Raw genomic sequence first — 16,737 nt, 5'->3', positions numbered from 1 at the left:
CATCCGGTTCCTTAACTACACCACGCCCGGATTCATCTACAGCGTCGGCATCACCCCGCCCAATGCGGCGGCATCGCTGGCGGCGCTCCGGCAGCAGCCGCGCGCCCCGAGCTCTCGAGTGATCATGGGCTTGACCCTCACACCGTGTGAGGTCCTAAACCTGGAGGGGTCATGTTCAGTATCGGAGACTTCGCCAGGTTCGGATCGGTGTCGGTGCGAATGCTGCGCCACTACGACGAGATCGGACTGCTGCCGCCGTCCGAGGTGGATCCGTGCAGCGGCTATCGGTTCTATTCGGCCGAACAGCTCGCACGGCTCAACCGGATCGTCGCATTGAAGGAACTCGGCTTCACCCTGAACCAGGTGGCCGAACTCCTCGACGGGCAGCTGTCCGCGGAGCGGTTGCACGGGATGCTGCAACTGCGTCGCGCGCAGCTGGCCAATCAGGTGGCCGCGGACACCGCACGGCTCGCGAGCGTCGAGGCGAGGCTCCTGCGTATCCAGAAGGAGGGCGTCATGCCGGAGCAGGAAATCATCGTGAAACCGCTGTCCGCCACGCTCGTCGCCGAAATGAGCGATGTCGCGGCCGAATCCGGGGAGGCGGCGGTCGGGCCCATCATCGAGCGGCTCTACGCCCAGCTCGGGAAGCTGATCCCCGAGGCCGGGCTCACCATCACCGGCGCGCCCGTCGTGTATTACGAAGAGCTCGAAGAAGGTCTGCGGGTGCACGTGGCGCATCGGGTCGCGGGGACCGCCGCGCCGGGCAGCAGCCTCGACCTGCACCTGCTGCCGGAGATTCCGCAGGCCGCGACCCTGGTGCATCGCGGGAAGCTGGCCGAACTGTGCGTGTCCTTCGAGGCCATGGGGCGCTGGGCCGACGAGAACCGTTACGCCCCCAATGCTCCCATCCGCGAGGTCTACCTCAACGCGCCCGAGGACCCGACCTCGGACGGGTGGGTCGTGGAACTGCAAATGCCGGTCGCCCCTGTCGTGTGAACGGATCACTCCCCGAAAAACACTGCGGCGCACAGCTCTTGCTGTGCGCCGCAGGGAAAGCCGGTGACTAGTCCGGTCCGTTGCCCTGGCCCGCGGACGGCGGCGGGATCCGCACCACGCGGTCGTCGTACTGGTTGGGATTGCCGTCGGGCTTGTTCACGGTGCCGACCCAGATATTGCCGTCGCCGCCCAGCGTCGCGCCGTCGAGGCGGCCGTACTTGTCCTGGGCCAGCAGCGAAGGCGCCGCGGTGACGGCGTGCGTGTTCTTGTCGGCCGTGGCGAGAGCCAGGGCCCGCTGGTTGGTCAACGAGATCGCGACACCGTCCGAGGCGGCGGCACAGCCCGCCACGCCCGGGTGATCGGGCCAGGTCCAGGCCTTCACCGCGACACCGTCGGGGCCGACCCGCTGCAACCGGTCCTCGGTGGCGGTGCGGTCGGTGATCCAGATGGAATCCTTGCCGTCCGAGCACACCCCGCCCGCCACGCCGATACCGGTCACCATCACATCGGCGGAGGCGCCGGGCGCGGGGGAGCTGATGCTGAGCAGCTTCCCGGCCATCGAGTTGGTGTCGGCGGCCAGCGACGGATTGCCGGCGTCACCGGTGAGCACCAGCATGCGGTTCTGCGGGGCGAAATCGATGGACCCGCGATTGCCGTTGACCCCCTTCGGAATTCCGGTCAGGATCGGCTTGGGCGCGCCGCCGTCGGTGGAGATGCGCACCACCCGGTTGTCGCCCCCGGTGGTCACGTACGCGTAGATCAGCCCGTCCTCGGTGAAGGTGGGCGACAGCGCCAGACCGGTGAGACCGCCGTCCCCGGCCGGATCCACATCCAGCCGGGCGATCTCGATGGGCGCGGGCGGTTCGCCCTCGTCGGTGGCGATCACCTTCAGGATGCGCCCCGTGGTGCGTTCGGCCACCAGCGCGCTCCCGCCGTCCGGCAGCGCGACCAGGCCGGCGGTGGTGTCCAGGCACGAGACCACCACCGCCAGATCGGGATCCACACACGGCAGATCGGGGCGCTTGGCATTGGTCGGCGGCACCTTCGGCGTCGTGGTGCTGGGCTCGGCGTCCTGCCAGGTCGGCTCCGTGGTGAACGGGCTCGAGGCACGATCATCGAAGCGGGCGCAGCCGGACAGCAGCACGGCGCCGAGCGTCACGCCCAGCACAACTCTCCGCGCACCCACCCCGGCACGGCCAGCGGCAACCAAACTCATGGTTGAGACGTTACGGAAAACCTGCCGTCCACGCTCGGACGGGGTGTCCCTTCCTTCGCCGTGGCGCGAATCGGACGGTGGACACGCCCGTGTTCTGCTGTGTGCCGAGCGGTTCTGGCTAATAGTCTGGCCCGCGTGACAGACAAGCCGAACGAGCCGTCCGCCGTGGCGGGCGACCTGCCGCCCGCTGTTCCGCGACCGGCCGGTGAGCCGGTCCGGAGCCCCTTCGATTCGCCGACCGAACAGTTCGCCACCCCGTCCGGCGTCCAAACCACCGAGAAGCTACCCCGCACCGACGAGGAACTAGGTCTCGACCCCGAGGTCCCGCTCTACAACCAGGTCAAGAGCGCCATCCCCGGTACGGCCGACGGCACCACCACCGAGCCGTCCCCGACCTACTCGTTCGCCAGCATCCCGCCGGCACCGCCCAGCCCCGCCGACAGCAACGGCCGCGTCCGCCGCCGCGACGACCGCCGCGGCACGCTGGACCTCGGACTGCTGTTGCTGCGCTTGGTCATCGGCGGCACCTTCGTCTACCACGGCCTGCAGAAGGCCGCGGGCTGGTTCCACGGCCCCGGCTACGACGGCATCAGAACCGCCATGGAGAACGGCGGCTGGAAACACGTGGACCTCGCCGCCCCCCTCCTCATCGCCGGCGAACTCGGCGGCGGCATCATGGTCGCCCTCGGCGTGGCGACCCCCCTGGCCGCCGGCGCCCTGCTCGCCATCATCCTCGACGCCTGGATGTGGAAGCAGTCCATGGTCCCCGGCTTCCAATACTCCGCCAAGGGCAACTCGGTGGAACTCGAATCCGTCTTGATAGCCCTCGCCACCGTCCTCATCCTCACCGGCCCCGGCCGCCTCTCCCTCGACCGCAACCGAGGCTGGGCCACCAGACCCCTTTGGGGCTCCCTCGCCGCCGTCGCCGCCGCCCTGGCCGCCGCCATCCTCGCCTACACCTACCTCCACGGCGGCAACCCCCTGGCCGGCATCACCTTCACCTGACCCCGACACCCCCGAACCACCAAGCGGCCGTATCGATCTCAATAGATCGATACGGCCGCTTCGTCGTACGGGCCCGTGTGAGAACCCTCGAACGGTATGCCCGCGCAGGAACTCCTCATGTACAGCACGGGTCGTGGTAAATCCCGCGCGCTTCAGCAGCCTGGGGAGAACCCTGCATCCTCCGGCTGTGCACGAGGCTCCGCGAGACATTCAGGTGTGGTTTGGAAGATCTCGCGAGCCCCTTCGAGGCTGTGGGCTTGCCCCACAAATCGCCTTCCCGGGGGGGGTATGGGTGGCGCCCGCAAGTCTTTCCGTGGGGCGTGGGGCTAGAAGTCTTTCCACGGGGCGTGGGGCTAGCGCCCGCAAGTCTTTCCAGGGGGTGTGGGGGCTTGCCCCCACAAATTCTTCTCTGGGGGTGCGGGGGCTTGCCCCCGCAATCCTCTCCCCGGGGGGTGTGGGGGGCTTGCCCCCCACCACCTTTCACCACTGACGCGTGGTCCAGGATTCCCATTCCTGGAAGGTCTCCTGGTGGAGCTGGAGGACCCGGCCGGACTTGCTGTCGATCTCCTGGTGCAGCATCGCCCGGTGCTGGTTGATCCGCACCTGCTCGTCCGGCGTCGCCATGAACTCGGCGTGGTCGAGTTCCCGGACCTCGGCGGCCAGCTCCTCGGCCTCGGCGAGCAGCGCCCGCGCTTCGGCATTGCGGGCGTCCGACCGCTGGAGCATGGCCGTGTAGTCGGCAAGCATGGAGTCGGCCTTGCCGATGTATTCGATTGTCATTCCCTTGCTTTCTTGATTACGGCACGCGCCGGACGGCACCCTTGTCGGCGGAGGTGGCGAGCGCGGCGTAGGCACGCAGCGCGGTCGTCACCGGGCGCTCGCGATTCACGGGCTGCCAAGGCCGTTCGGACGCTTCCATTTTCACGCGGCGCTCCGCGAGAATGTCTTCGGGGACCAGCAATTCGAGCGCGCGGGTGTGCACGTCGATGCGGATGCGGTCACCGTTCTCGATGAGGCCGATGGACCCGCCGCTGGCCGCCTCTGGGGAGATGTGGCCGATGGACAAGCCCGAGGTGCCGCCGGAGAAGCGGCCGTCGGTGATGAGCGCGCAGACCTTGCCCAGGCCGACGCCCTTCAGGAACGAGGTGGGGTGCAGCATCTCCTGCATGCCCGGGCCGCCCGAGGGACCCTCGTAGCGGACCACGACCACGTCGCCGGGCTTGATCTCCTTGCCCAGGATCTTCGAGACCGCCTCCTCCTGGGATTCGACCACCACGGCCGGGCCCTCGAAGGTGAACAGATCCTCGTCGATACCGGCGGTCTTCAGGATCGCGCCGTCCGGGGCGATATTGCCGCGCAGCACGCACAGCCCGCCCTCGACGGTGTAGGCGTGCTCCTTGTCGCGGATGCAGCCGCCCTCGGCGTCGGTGTCGAGCGAGGACCAGCGGTTCTCGGTGGAGAACGGCACGGTGGTGCGCACCCCGCCGGGCGCGGCGTGGAACAGTTCGACGGCTTCCTCGGAAGCCTTGCCGGAGCGGATGTCCCAGGTGTCGAGCCACTCGTCGAAGGACGCGGTGTGCACCGTGGTCACATCGGTCTCGAGCAGGTCGGCGCGGCGCAGCTCGCCCAGGATGGCCGGGATGCCGCCGGCGCGGTGCACGTCCTCCATGTGGTAGTCGGAGTTCGGCGACACTTTGGACAGGCAGGGCACGCGACGCGAGATCTCGTCGATGGTCTGCAGATCGAACTCGATCTCACCCTCCTGCGCGGCGGCGAGGGTGTGCAGCACGGTGTTGGTGGAACCGCCCATGGCCACATCGAGCGCCATGGCATTGCGGAAGGCCTTGGCATCGGCCACGTTCCGCGGCAGCACCGAGGCGTCGTCGTCGCGGTACCAGCGGGTGGCGATATCGACGATGACGCGGCCGGCCTTCTCGAACAGGGCCCGGCGCGCGGCGTGGGTGGCCAGCGTGGAGCCGTTGCCCGGCAGCGCCAGGCCCAGCGCCTCGGTGAGGCAGTTCATGGAGTTGGCGGTGAACATGCCCGAGCAGGAGCCGCAGGTCGGGCAAGCGGAGCGCTCGACCTCGGTGAGCCCGTCCTCGGTGACGTTCGGCGAGGCGCTGGCGGAGATGGCGGTGATCAGGTCGGTCGGGGCCTGGGCCACGCCGCCGACGACCACGGCCTTACCGGCCTCCATCGGACCGCCGGAGACGAACACGGCCGGGATGTTGAGCCGCATGGCGGCGTTCAGCATGCCGGGAGTGATCTTGTCGCAGTTGGAGATACACACGAGCGCGTCCGCGGTGTGCGCGTTGGCCATGTATTCCACGGAGTCCGCGATGATCTCGCGCGAGGGCAGCGAGTACAGCATGCCGCCGTGACCCATGGCGATGCCGTCGTCCACGGCAATCGTGTGGAACTCGCGCGGCACGCCGCCGGCCGCCCGGACCGCCTCGGCCACGATCTCGCCGACGTCCTTCAGGTGCACGTGGCCGGGGACGAACTGGGTGTAGGAGTTCGCGATGGCGACGATCGGCTTCCCGAAGTCGGAGTCGGTGAGACCGGTCGCGCGCCAGAGAGCGCGTGCGCCCGCGGCATTGCGGCCGGCGGTGGTGGTGCGTGAGCGAAGCGGTGGCATTGGTCAGGTCCTCGGGTCGTGTCGCAGTGGGCTGTTGAGCGACTGTCCAGAAATACGTCTCGCGGCGTTCTCCGGCGGGCCTCAACGTTACTCCCGCGCCATGACCTCGATCACCGCCGGTAAGAACTCTGCACCCCCGAAACGCTTACGACTTGCCGGAATCGGCCTCGCGCTCGGTGGATTCGGCCGTCGGCTCGGTGGTTTCGGTCTCGCGCTCCGTGGTTTCCGACGCAGCGTCGGCGGATTCGGACGCAGCCTCGGCAGTTTCGCCCGCTTCGTCCTCATCCTCGTCGGGCTCCACGAAGGGGTCCGGGATGCGCCCGCCCGAGGCGGCGACGAGATCCGCGAGCCGGTTGTATCCCACCGCGGGCAAGGTCACATCGGAGTCGTCGGCCAGATGCAGCTGCAGGTACCCCCGCTTGGGGATGCGCAGCCCGCGCACGTCGGCCCAGTCGATGTGCCGCCCGCCGAACAGGGTGCGCGTGTCGACGCCATTGTCCGAGACGGTCGTCCGGGTCCGCTCGATCCACGCCACCACGGCGGCCGGGATGGCGAACAGGATCCACAGCACCTGCGGCCACCCGAAGAACGCGAACGCCACGCAGAACAGCAGGATGAACACCCCGAGGTGAGCGAGCCGGGGGACACGGATCACGCGACCCGCGTCGGATTCGGACTCGGGCGTGTGGGACGATCGAGCAGGTGGCACGGACTGATGCTGTGAGGACACACCCCCATCCTTGCATCACGGTGAACGGACCCGATCAACCGCACTGTCTCACATAATGAGACCCAATAGGTCAGCTGTTTGACTGGACGACCCACGCGCGCATACCGTCGAGCGCGTGAATCGAACCGAGTTGCTCGTAATCGGCCGGCGCGTCCAGCGCTGAGCCGACGACTGTAGGTCATTTACGTCAGCTCGCAGCTGCGACGCGCCACCCTCGAACAGCCACTGGCTGTCGGGGGCTTTTTTGTGTTCAGGCAAGTCCATGGACTGGAACGACAAGCAGTAAGGAACCAAGACGGTGAGCGCACCTACCGCCCGGCCCGGGCCCTCGGCCCGCAGGCCCGCGCCTTCGGCCACTCAGCCGACCGCGGCTCCGGCCGCAACTCCGAACCGCCGCCAGGTCCCGCCCGAGCGGGTCACCGGCGCGCAGTCGGTCGTCCGTTCCCTCGAGGAGCTCGGCGTCGACACGGTATTCGGCATTCCGGGCGGTGCGATTCTTCCCGTCTACGACCCGCTGTTCGATTCCACCAAGGTCCGCCACGTGCTGGTCCGCCACGAGCAGGGCGCGGGTCACGCCGCGACCGGCTACGCGCAGGCGACCGGCAAGGTGGGTGTGTGCATGGCCACGTCCGGTCCGGGCGCGACCAACCTGGTCACCCCGATCGCGGACGCGCAGATGGACTCGGTGCCGCTGGTGGCCATCACCGGTCAGGTCGGCCGTTCGCTGATCGGCACCGACGCCTTCCAGGAAGCCGACATCTCCGGCATCACCATGGCGTGCACCAAGCACAACTTCCTGGTGACCGACCCGATCGACATCCCGCGGATGATCGCCGAGGCGTTCCACCTGGCCTCCACCGGCCGCCCGGGGGCGGTGCTGGTCGACATCCCGAAGGATGTGCTGCAGGCGCAGACCACCTTCTCCTGGCCGCCGGAGATGAAGCTGCCCGGCTACCGTCCGGTCACCAAGCCGCACGGCAAGCAGGTGCGCGAGGCCGCCCGGATGATCATGGATGCCAAGGCTCCGGTGCTGTACGTCGGCGGCGGTGTCATCAAGGCCGACGCCAACGAGGAACTGCTGGAACTGGCCGAGCTGACCGGCATTCCGGTGGTCACCACCCTGATGGCGCGCGGCGCGTTCCCCGACACCCACACCCTGAACATGGGCATGCCGGGTATGCACGGCACCGTGGGAGCCGTTGCGGCACTGCAGCGTTCGGACCTGCTGATCACCCTGGGCGCGCGTTTCGACGACCGCGTCACCGGCCAGCTGGACTCGTTCGCGCCGAACGCCAAGGTGATCCACGCCGACATCGACCCGGCCGAGATCGGCAAGAACCGCCATGCGGACGTGCCGATCGTGGGCGACTGCCGCGAGGTCATCACCGAGCTGATCGAGACCCTCAAGGCCGATCCGGCCGCCGCGGGCAAGGCTCCGCTGCTGGATCTGACCGAGTGGTGGCACTACCTGAGCGGTGTCCGCGACAGCTACCCGCTGGGCTGGAAGACCCCGTCCGACGGTTCGCTGTCGCCGGAGTTCGTGATCGAGAAGCTGGGCCAGATGGCCGGTCCCGACGCCATCTACTGTGCCGGCGTCGGCCAGCACCAGATGTGGGCCGCGCAGTTCATCAAGTACGAGAAGCCGCGCACCTGGCTGAACTCCGGTGGTCTGGGCACCATGGGTTACGCCGTGCCGGCCGCCATGGGCGCCAAGATGGGCATGCCGGACCGTGAGGTCTGGGCCATCGACGGTGACGGCTGCTTCCAGATGACCAATCAGGAGCTGGCCACCTGTGCCGTCGAGGGTGTGCCGATCAAGGTCGCGCTGATCAACAACGGCAACCTGGGCATGGTCCGGCAGTGGCAGACCCTGTTCTACGAGAAGCGCTACTCCAACACCGACCTGGGCACCCACACCCTGCGTATCCCCGACTTCGTGAAGCTGGCGGAGGCGCTGGGCTGCCACGGCATTCGCGTGGAGAAGGAAGAGGACGTGGAGGCCGCGATCCGCGAGGCGCAGTCGATCAACGACCGGCCCGTGGTGATCGACTTCATCGTCGGCAAGGACGCGCAGGTGTGGCCGATGGTCGCCGCCGGCACCTCCAACGACGAGATCATGGCCGCGCGCGGCATCCGCCCGCTGTTCGACGACGACGAGTCGGCGTCCGAGCCCGCCGTGATCCACGAGGCGATGTCACACGAGAAGGCTTCGCTGGCCGCCCACGAGCGTGCCTCCCAGAAGGGGACCGAGGAATGACGACCACCCACACCCTGTCCGTGCTGGTGGAGGACAAGCCGGGCGTGCTGGCCCGCGTGGCCAGCCTGTTCTCCCGGCGTGGCTTCAATATCCAGTCGCTCGCGGTGGGCGGCACCGAGATCCCGGAGATCTCGCGCATGACCATCGTGGTCACGGTCGAGGATCTGCCGCTGGAGCAGGTCACCAAGCAGCTGAACAAGCTGGTCAACGTCATCAAGATCGTCGAGCAGGACACGGACAGCTCCGTGGCCCGCGAACTGATCCTGGTGAAGGTGCGCGCCGACGCCAGCGTGCGCACCCAGGTGATCGAGGCCGTGAACCTGTTCCGCGCGAAGGTGATCGACGTGTCGCCCGACGCGCTGACCATCGAGGCCACCGGCACCCGCTCCAAGCTCGACGCGCTGCTGCGCATGATGGAGCCCTACGGGATCCGTGAGATCGTGCAGTCCGGAGTCGTCGCGGTGGGTCGTGGACCCAAGTCCATCACCGCGACTCGCTAGTAACCGGCCGCCACGGCGGCCATCCGCCCGCCATCCCGGCATGCTTTCGGCCGGGATCCACCACGCTTAATCACAGAATCCAAGAAGGAGCACCCAAAGTGGCAGTCGAGATGTTCTACGACGACGATGCCGATCTGTCGATCATCCAGGGCAAGAAGGTCGCGGTCATCGGCTACGGCAGCCAGGGCCACGCCCACTCGCTGAGCCTGCGCGACTCCGGCGTCGACGTGCGCATCGGCCTCCAGGAGGGCTCGAAGTCCCGTGCCAAGGCCGAAGAGGCCGGCCTGACCGTCGGCACCCCGGCCGAGGTCGCCGAGTGGGCCGACGTGATCATGGTCCTCGCGCCCGACACCGCGCAGGCCTCGATCTTCACCAACGACATCGAGCCGCACCTGAAGGACGGCGACGCGCTGTTCTTCGGCCACGGCCTCAACATCCACTTCGGTCTGATCAAGGCTCCGGCCAACGTCACCGTCGGCATGGTCGCCCCGAAGGGCCCGGGCCACCTGGTGCGTCGTCAGTTCGTCGACGGCAAGGGCGTTCCGGCCCTGATCGCCATCGACCAGGACCCGACCGGCACCGGCCAGGCGCTGGCGCTGTCCTACGCCAAGGGCATCGGCGGCACTCGCGCCGGCGTCATCAAGACCACTTTCAAGGAAGAGACCGAGACCGACCTCTTCGGTGAGCAGGCCGTGCTCTGCGGTGGCACCGAGGAACTGGTCAAGACCGGTTTCGAGGTCATGGTCGAGGCCGGCTACGCGCCGGAGATGGCCTACTTCGAGGTCCTGCACGAGCTCAAGCTGATCGTCGACCTGATGTACGAGGGCGGCATCGCCCGCATGAACTACTCGGTCTCCGACACCGCCGAGTTCGGTGGCTACCTGTCGGGCCCGCGCGTCATCGACGCCGGCACCAAGGAGCGCATGAAGGCGATCCTGACCGACATCCAGGACGGCACCTTCGTCAAGCGCCTGGTCGCCAACGTCGAGGGCGGCAACAAGGAGCTCGAGGCCCTGCGCAAGGCCAACGCCGAGCACCCCATCGAGGTTACCGGCGCCAAGCTCCGCGGCCTGATGAGCTGGGTCGACCGCCCGATCACCGAAACCGCCTAAGGGTTTCGCGATCTCAACGACCCGCCGGGCTTGTCCGCCCGGCGGGTCGTTCGCTTTCTCGGAGGTGGTGGTGGCAGCGGACTACGATGGCATCGTGACTTCATCCGCAGCGGTACCCGAGCCGCGGCCGCGCGTGCCGGACGCCGATCCGGCAGCGATTCGGGCCGTCCTGCCGCCGGAGGTCGCTGCCGAATTCGATCGCAACGGGACGCAATGATGGACCAGGCCAAGCAGAGCCAGGACATCACACTGATTCACTCCTTCCTCGCGCGTTGGCGAATCATGGCCGCCGCCGAGAACGCCGATCCTGGAAGCTATTTCCGCCTGATCGAGAAGACAAACGATGCAGTTGCGCGAATGGAGCGCGGCGAACTACCGGTTTCGGCGCGTGTTTCCGCCGACGAAGTTCTGGCGCGGATCAGCGCACGATTGGATGGCCGGTAGGTGTACGACGTCGACACCGACGGCGAAGCCTCCGAGTAGATCGATGCACTGCCACACGAAGCATTGCTCGCGTTCGTCGAGGTCATAGTCGTTCTCCGCCTTGTGCCGTGGAATGGCGACTCGGATCAATCAATCCAATCCCGATGCTCCGGTCCGCCAGATGCCCTTCGGTGCTTGCGGATTGGTCACCTATCTGGTGGTCGAACCGCAACGGAGGGTCGATATCTTGATGGTTCAGTGGCTGGGTTGAGCAGGCCCATGGTGAGCCGGGGCGATCGCTCGATCGCCGAAGCAGCCTAGGGGTCCACCAGGTTCTCGCCGACAAAGGCCCGCCAGGATTTCTCCTGGCGGGCCTTCGCTGTTCGCGCGTGAGGGGGGATCGCGCGAGGTGTGGTCGTGTCTCGGGTTTACCAGCTTCCGAAGCTGTCCGGCAGCGCATTGCGCCACCACCAGCCATCGTTGTCGTGACGCCAGTCCCGGTTCCAGCCGTCGCGGTCGTGGTCCCAGTCGTCACGGTCGTGGCGATGGCGCCAATCGTCGCGATCCCACCAGCCGTCCTGGTGGTGCGGCCACGCCACATCGCTGGGCGCGTTGTCCAGCGGAACGTCCGCCGAGGCCGGAATGGTCACTGCTGCAAGAGGAACCAAGGCGATCGCACCGGCGACAGCCACACGGGCTGCGATCCGGTGCAGAGATGTCGACTTCATGGTCAGCAACTGTGCCGGAATTGTGCTTGTTTGTGAATCCGAATCGCTGTGAATTCAGGGCCGAATGGTCCTCATGTATGACACGAGACCCTGAGCGACCCCGAAACCCGGTGCACGGCAACGGCCCCGCAGGAATTCTCCCGCAGGGCCGTTCGCAACTGTGACTCGATTCGATTCTGTGGGTGTCGAACCGAGTGCCGCAGACTCAGTAGTGCGTGCCGCCGTCGATCCGAATCTCGGTGCCGGTGATGAACGCACCGTCATCCGACGCCAGCATCGCGACCACGCCCGCCACGGTATCCGGCGACGCGAAGCCCTGCCCGATTCCCGGCGCCAGCTTCATGAACAGGCTCAGATCGGCATCCGCCGGCAGCCCCGGGCCACGCCCGGAGGTCATATCACTCGAAATCGACCCCGGCGCAACGGCAACCACGCGCAGCCCCTGCTTGGAGTACTCCGCGGCGAGCGCGTGCGTCATGGACATGATGCCGCCCTTGGACGCGGCATACGCGGACATGTACGGGTGCGCGAAGAACGCGGACGTCGACGTGAAGTTGACGATCACGCCCTTGTCCGAGGCCAGCAGCTGCGGCAGCGCCTCCCGAATCATCAGGAACGTACCGGTCAGGTTGATCGCAATGATCTTGTTGAAATCAGCCAGCGGCATCTCGTGCGTATGCGCCGACCGCAGAATGCCGGCCGCGTTGATCAGCGCATCGATTCCACCCAGCGTCTCGACCGCAGCAGCAACGCCGGCCTTCACCGACTCCTCATCAGCGATATCGAGCACCAGCGTGGTGAGCCGATCCCCATTCCCGTTCTCCGCAGCCTGCTTGGCAGTCTCCGCCAGCCCGGCCTCGTTCACGTCCGCCCCGACAACCTGCCCGCCCTCGGCCAGGATCCGATGCACAGTAGCCCGCCCAATCCCCGACCCCGCCCCGGTGATCACTACTCGACGGCCGTCAAAACGCTCCATTGCGGTTCTCCTTACGTAGGTTCTCAGCCTCTCTTGTCACGCTACGCCTACATGGCACGTCATGCCATCGTGGCATCCCGTCAACTAGGATTGTCCCAACGAGCCCGCCCAAAGGAGGTGAAAATGTCCGCCCAACCCGCCCCGCCCCGCCCCACCCTCGCCGAACGCCGCAAACAAGAAACCCGCATGGACATAGCCCGAACCGCAGCCCGGTTGTTCGCGGAGCACGGCACCTCCGAGGTCACGGCAGACCAAATAGCCGCCGAATCCGGCGTAGCCCTCCGCACCTTCTACCGGTACTCACGCACGAAGGAAGAAGCCGTCGAGCCCATGCTCGCGGCCGGTGCCCAACGCTGGTTGGCCGACATCGCCACAGGCCCCCACCGCCTCCCGACTCCACAGGAATTCGAAGCCGCTGCCGTCCGCTCCCTCACCCTCGGCGATAGCCTCGAAGATCTGGAGATCACCCGAGGTCTTCTCCAAGCTATGGAAACCGACCCCGCTCTCCGCGCCATCTGGCACCGCATCAACCTGGAGAGCGAACGGGACCTCAACGCTATCCTCCTGAAACTGGCTGGCCCACAGTCGAATCCATTCCAACTCCGTCTCACCGCCGCGGCCGCCGCCGGCGCAATCCGTGTGGCCCTTGAGCTTTGGGCCGTCGAGAACGGCCCGGCGGAAGGCCAGGGCTCGCCGGCCGACCTGGTCGTTCGGTGCATGCGGCAACTACACGTTGCCGAGTAGTCCTGATCTCTAACGTCCCCAAATCAGACTGGACTGTTTGCCAGCTGCGTTTTGTGAAGCTACGTTGGGTCACATGGTTCGCAGTCCGGCATGGACCCGGGACGAGTTGATCCTGGCCTGCGATTTGGTTGTGCAGAATGGCTGGCGCGAGTTGCGTCAGGACGATCGGCGAGTGGCCGAATTGTCAAACCTCTTGCGCTCCCTGCCGATTCATCCAACGAGCATCCGGCCGGACAGCTTCCGCAACGTCAACAGCGTGTCTCGGAAGACAACCGACATCGCCACCAGCCGCCCGGGCCACGCCGGCAAACCGACTCGAGGCGGCAAACTCGACAAGGTCGTCTTGCAAGACTTCATCGATTCGCCGACCGAGATGCACTCCGCAGTTCGAGCGATTCGGGCAGCAGCTGTCGCGGGCAGATTCGATGAAGCTGTGGCCGCGGAAGCAAATGCGCTCGACGACGACGAATCAGGTCGAGAAGGCAGGCTCATCACGGCACTTCGCACCCGCCGCGAGCGAGATCCGAAACTACGCCGAAAGAAGATCGACGAGTTCCTACGTCACTACAACCGTGTGTTCTGTGAGGTTTGCAAGTTCGACTTCGAAGCGGTCTACGGTGTGCGCGGCAAAGGGTACATCGAATGTCACCACGTAGTACCCCTCCATGTGTCGGGTGAGACCGACACCCGGACTGCTGATCTGATATTGGTGTGCGCGAACTGCCATCGGATGATCCATCAGCCACCGAATTGGATCCACCCGGATGAGCTGCATGCTTTGATCACCGCTCAGCGTCCTTGACCGCGGAACCGGCCACGGCCGAACGGGCCGATCTTGCTGGCTAGGAAGACATTAGACCCTGAATCGAGGCTGCGCCCGGATAACGTGGATCGAAGGTTGTTCGAGGTGAGCGGTCGTGCACCGCCGATTAACACGATCTGGGTCCTGAGCTAACTTGCGCGCTCAAATTCTTCAAAACGGATGGCCAAGCGATCCGCGGACGGGCGTTCTTGGCGTTTTGCCGGGATGAGGAGCGATCGGCCGTGCATCTCTTGAAGGCCATGGCGAAGCATCGGTCCGTCGACCTCTTCCAGCAGAGCACGATTGATTCGGATCTCACCGTCGGGGGTTATTCCGAGGAAGTTCTCGTCGTACGCTGCGTGGTGGATTTTGCAGAGGCTCAGCCCGTTATCGACGGTTGGGGTGCCATTGGGTTTCCCGTCGGCGATGATGTGGGCGGCATCGAGGAGCTTTGCATGCCTGAGATGACAGACGGCGCAGCGGCATTCGTAAGCGCGGAGGACCCGGCCTCGGAACTCCGGTTGGTGCAGGCGCTGTTTGGTCACTCGTTCAACGTATTCGCGTTCCAGGGGCTGGAGTTCGAGAGGGTTCTCGACCAAGCGGAGGCTGTCATGAAGGGCGATCAGAAACTGTCGGTTCTCTTGGTCGTCGGCGACGACATATACCCGCGGCACCGGAACGAAGACGCCGTCGGCGATCTTCCGGAGTAGTAGGAGCGGTAGGTCGAGGTCCAGAGCAGCCCGGAGCTTCTTGTTGTCGCCGTTCACGCTGCCTTCGCGGTACGCGTAGGCGAAGAGGGAGTCCTGTAGTTCTTCATCCGCATACTTGCCCTTGGGATCGGACAGGATCGACAGGGTGGCCAGCATGTCCTTTGGGTTCCGAATGCCGCGGTTGCGGTCGATGAGGCGGTGAGTCGCACCGTTCAGGGTGAAGTCCCACAGTTGTTCGCGGGTAACGACTCCGGTGTCTCCGACCAATTCCTCCAGGTGTCGGAAGATCTCCTCGCGGAGGATGGCCTCGGCATCCCTGTCCATGGAGGAAGTCTGGCATGGACCGCGGCCGAAAAGTTGATCTTCAATGGATACGTTTCAGTGCGCTGTGTCTGCTGAGCTTGCTGAGATGCTGGCCAGGGCCTTCGGGCCGTGGTGGAGGATTGCCGCGAGAGTGGCTGCGTCCAGGCAGATCTCGAATTCGCGGTGGGTGTCGCCGAGGACGAGGGTGACGCGGTGTTCCTGGGGGTTGGGGACGAAACGGACTGGGCAGTCGGCGGTGGTGATTACCCAGGCTCCGATGGTGAGTTGGTCGAACATGGTGGGCTCCTCGGTGTTGGGGTGGGTTATGTAGAAAGTGCATCACTCGAGTGGATGGGTGGTTACCCTGAACTGGGTAAACCAGTGGCTTCTCGGCGAAAGCCCTGGACCGCTGGCAGTTTGGGCGTCCGCGTCACCCAGTACGGGTGCATGTTGATGAGGAAGCGCGTCATGTCGGAGACTGGCTCGACCTTGCCGAGGCGGCAGCTTGGGCGGTATTTGCGGGAGGCGCGGAGCGCGCTGGGGATATCGCAGGATCGGGTGGCGAAGGCTGCGGATGTCAGTACGTCGGTGTTGCAGCGGCTGGAGAGCGGGATACCTACGCGACTGAAAGTTCGAGATCTGCAGGCGATTTGCGATGTTCTGGAGTTGTCCGGCGATACCGCGGAGGCGATGGTTGGGCTGCTTCGCCAGGCGGCGGAGACCAGCTGGTGGCATGAGTACGGAAGCGTGATACCGGCGAACTTCGATGTATATGTCGGGCTCGAGACCGCGGCTCGGAAGTTGACGACCTACCAGCCGGCCCTCGTTCCCGGTCTGCTGCAGATCCCCGAGTACGCTCGCGCGCTCATTCGAGCTGTGAAGCCTGAAGAGTCGGCCGCGGACCATGAGCGTCGAGTCGAGTTGCGGACGCGGCGGCAGGCAACGGTATCTCGGAGGTATCAGCCTCTGTCGCTGGACGTTGTCCTCCACGAGGCGGCGCTGCGGTGCAATGTGGGCGGTCCAATGGTGATGGCCGCTCAGCTGAGGCATCTCGCCGAGATCGGCAAATTGCCGAATGTCTCGGTTCGAGTGCTGGCGTTCAAGGCAGGAGCCCCGGTCGGTGATCCCGTGGGGCAGTTCGCGATTCTGGAGTTCGACGAAGATGCCGGAGGCGAACGTGTCTGGCCTCCCGTGGTGTATCTGGAGACCTTCATCGGGTGTATGTACCTGGAGAAAAACGCCGATGTGCGGCGGTACTATCGGGTTCTCGACAGCCTTCAGCGGGCAGCGCTGGACGAGGCGGTCAGTCGTAACCTGCTGCGGCAGGTGGCAAAGGAGTTTTCAGCGTGACTGACGACCTATCCGCAGCCGAATGGTTCAAGAGCAGCTACAGCGGGGACAAGGCTGACTGTGTCGAGACAGCACATCTGCGAGACGGTTCGGTCGGAGTTCGCGATTCGAAGCACGCCAACGGTCCCGCGCTGATCTTCACGCCGGAGCAGTGGGACGCGTTTGTTGCAGGTGTCGTGCGCGGAAAGCTGACTTCGAAACAGGCTTAGGTCGACTTCCCGGATTTGGCGCGCCGGGCGCGTTAGCG

Annotated in this window: 19 protein-coding genes; 11 read left to right on the top strand and 8 right to left on the bottom strand. The window is 66.0% G+C overall.

What is annotated here, in order from left to right; translation table 11 throughout:
* Window positions 1-171 precede the first annotated feature (171 nt).
* Entirely contained in the window at window positions 172-996 is an 825-nt protein-coding gene (locus tag ACWEQQ_RS09915; protein ID WP_452346065.1) for a MerR family transcriptional regulator, read from the top strand.
* A gap of 67 nt (window positions 997-1,063) precedes the next feature.
* Here ACWEQQ_RS09915 and ACWEQQ_RS09910 read toward each other — a convergent pair whose 3' ends face one another.
* On the bottom strand, window positions 1,064-2,212 hold the full coding sequence (locus ACWEQQ_RS09910) for a PQQ-dependent sugar dehydrogenase (protein ID WP_452346066.1): 1,149 nt from the start codon (window positions 2,210-2,212) through the stop codon (window positions 1,064-1,066).
* Between the two features lie 135 nt (window positions 2,213-2,347).
* On the opposite strand from ACWEQQ_RS09910, the gene ACWEQQ_RS09905 reads away from it, so the two are divergent.
* Entirely contained in the window at window positions 2,348-3,217 is an 870-nt protein-coding gene (locus tag ACWEQQ_RS09905) for a DoxX family protein (RefSeq protein ID WP_452346067.1), read from the top strand.
* A 480-nt stretch (window positions 3,218-3,697) separates the two neighbouring features.
* Here the strand turns inward: ACWEQQ_RS09905 and ACWEQQ_RS09900 are convergent, their stop codons facing one another.
* The 3 genes from ACWEQQ_RS09900 to ACWEQQ_RS09890 all read right to left on the bottom strand — a co-directional run bounded on the left by ACWEQQ_RS09900 (window position 3,698) and on the right by ACWEQQ_RS09890 (window position 6,564).
* Window positions 3,698-3,997, bottom strand: a complete 300-nt coding sequence (locus tag ACWEQQ_RS09900) for a hypothetical protein (protein WP_452347943.1) — start codon at window positions 3,995-3,997, stop codon at window positions 3,698-3,700.
* Window positions 3,998-4,013: 16 nt separating this feature from the next.
* Window positions 4,014-5,855 (bottom strand): dihydroxy-acid dehydratase, encoded by a 1,842-nt coding sequence (gene ilvD, locus ACWEQQ_RS09895; protein ID WP_452347942.1) that lies wholly within the window; start codon window positions 5,853-5,855, stop codon window positions 4,014-4,016.
* 145 nt (window positions 5,856-6,000) lie between these two features.
* On the bottom strand, window positions 6,001-6,564 hold the full coding sequence (locus ACWEQQ_RS09890) for a PH domain-containing protein (RefSeq protein WP_452347941.1): 564 nt from the start codon (window positions 6,562-6,564) through the stop codon (window positions 6,001-6,003).
* Window positions 6,565-6,883: 319 nt separating this feature from the next.
* On the opposite strand from ACWEQQ_RS09890, the gene ACWEQQ_RS09885 reads away from it, so the two are divergent.
* From ACWEQQ_RS09885 to ACWEQQ_RS09865, 5 genes are all read left to right on the top strand, one after another.
* On the top strand, window positions 6,884-8,842 hold the full coding sequence (locus ACWEQQ_RS09885) for an acetolactate synthase large subunit (protein ID WP_452347940.1): 1,959 nt from the start codon (window positions 6,884-6,886) through the stop codon (window positions 8,840-8,842).
* The gene (gene ilvN / locus ACWEQQ_RS09880) at window positions 8,839-9,342 is read left to right on the top strand and encodes an acetolactate synthase small subunit (protein ID WP_040860049.1); all 504 of its coding nucleotides are present in this window, start codon (window positions 8,839-8,841) and stop codon (window positions 9,340-9,342) included. Before ACWEQQ_RS09885 ends, ilvN begins: the two co-directional genes overlap by 4 nt.
* 110 nt (window positions 9,343-9,452) lie before the next feature.
* The gene (ilvC, locus tag ACWEQQ_RS09875) at window positions 9,453-10,454 is read left to right on the top strand and encodes a ketol-acid reductoisomerase (RefSeq protein ID WP_452346080.1); all 1,002 of its coding nucleotides are present in this window, start codon (window positions 9,453-9,455) and stop codon (window positions 10,452-10,454) included.
* A 94-nt stretch (window positions 10,455-10,548) separates the two neighbouring features.
* Window positions 10,549-10,671, top strand: a complete 123-nt coding sequence (locus tag ACWEQQ_RS09870; protein WP_452347939.1) for a hypothetical protein — start codon at window positions 10,549-10,551, stop codon at window positions 10,669-10,671.
* A complete protein-coding gene (locus tag ACWEQQ_RS09865; protein ID WP_452347938.1) occupies window positions 10,671-10,898 on the top strand; it encodes a DUF6247 family protein in 228 nt (75 codons plus the stop codon). The genes ACWEQQ_RS09870 and ACWEQQ_RS09865 overlap by 1 nt, the downstream gene beginning before the upstream one ends.
* 407 nt (window positions 10,899-11,305) lie before the next feature.
* On the opposite strand, the gene ACWEQQ_RS09860 is transcribed toward ACWEQQ_RS09865, so the two are convergent.
* Window positions 11,306-11,605, bottom strand: a complete 300-nt coding sequence (locus ACWEQQ_RS09860) for a hypothetical protein (protein WP_379402827.1) — start codon at window positions 11,603-11,605, stop codon at window positions 11,306-11,308.
* Window positions 11,606-11,810: 205 nt separating this feature from the next.
* Window positions 11,811-12,581: an SDR family NAD(P)-dependent oxidoreductase gene (locus ACWEQQ_RS09855; protein WP_452346073.1), complete on the bottom strand. Its 771-nt coding sequence runs from the start codon at window positions 12,579-12,581 to the stop codon at window positions 11,811-11,813.
* A 123-nt stretch (window positions 12,582-12,704) separates the two neighbouring features.
* Between ACWEQQ_RS09855 and ACWEQQ_RS09850 the strand changes: the two genes are divergently transcribed.
* A complete protein-coding gene (locus ACWEQQ_RS09850) occupies window positions 12,705-13,325 on the top strand; it encodes a TetR/AcrR family transcriptional regulator (protein ID WP_452347937.1) in 621 nt (206 codons plus the stop codon).
* A gap of 73 nt (window positions 13,326-13,398) precedes the next feature.
* Window positions 13,399-14,127: an HNH endonuclease gene (locus tag ACWEQQ_RS09845; RefSeq protein WP_452347936.1), complete on the top strand. Its 729-nt coding sequence runs from the start codon at window positions 13,399-13,401 to the stop codon at window positions 14,125-14,127.
* Between the two features lie 149 nt (window positions 14,128-14,276).
* On the opposite strand, the gene ACWEQQ_RS09840 is transcribed toward ACWEQQ_RS09845, so the two are convergent.
* Both ACWEQQ_RS09840 and ACWEQQ_RS09835 read right to left on the bottom strand, forming a co-directional pair.
* Window positions 14,277-15,161: an HNH endonuclease gene (locus ACWEQQ_RS09840; protein WP_452347935.1), complete on the bottom strand. Its 885-nt coding sequence runs from the start codon at window positions 15,159-15,161 to the stop codon at window positions 14,277-14,279.
* A gap of 54 nt (window positions 15,162-15,215) precedes the next feature.
* Window positions 15,216-15,437, bottom strand: a complete 222-nt coding sequence (locus tag ACWEQQ_RS09835; RefSeq protein ID WP_452346077.1) for a hypothetical protein — start codon at window positions 15,435-15,437, stop codon at window positions 15,216-15,218.
* A 171-nt stretch (window positions 15,438-15,608) separates the two neighbouring features.
* Here ACWEQQ_RS09835 and ACWEQQ_RS09830 point away from each other — a divergent pair, with 171 nt between their 5' ends.
* Both ACWEQQ_RS09830 and ACWEQQ_RS09825 read left to right on the top strand, forming a co-directional pair.
* Window positions 15,609-16,490 carry a helix-turn-helix domain-containing protein gene (locus ACWEQQ_RS09830; RefSeq protein ID WP_452347934.1) on the top strand — a complete coding sequence of 294 codons (882 nt, stop codon included), beginning with the start codon at window positions 15,609-15,611 and terminating at the stop codon, window positions 16,488-16,490.
* Window positions 16,487-16,699: a DUF397 domain-containing protein gene (locus ACWEQQ_RS09825; protein ID WP_452347933.1), complete on the top strand. Its 213-nt coding sequence runs from the start codon at window positions 16,487-16,489 to the stop codon at window positions 16,697-16,699. Before ACWEQQ_RS09830 ends, ACWEQQ_RS09825 begins: the two co-directional genes overlap by 4 nt.
* Window positions 16,700-16,737: the final 38 nt, after the last annotated feature.

This window comes from Nocardia sp. NPDC004123, from assembly GCF_053603795.1.
The sequence above is the reverse complement of the archived record's forward strand: the minus strand, read 5'-3'. Positions and strand labels throughout refer to the sequence as shown.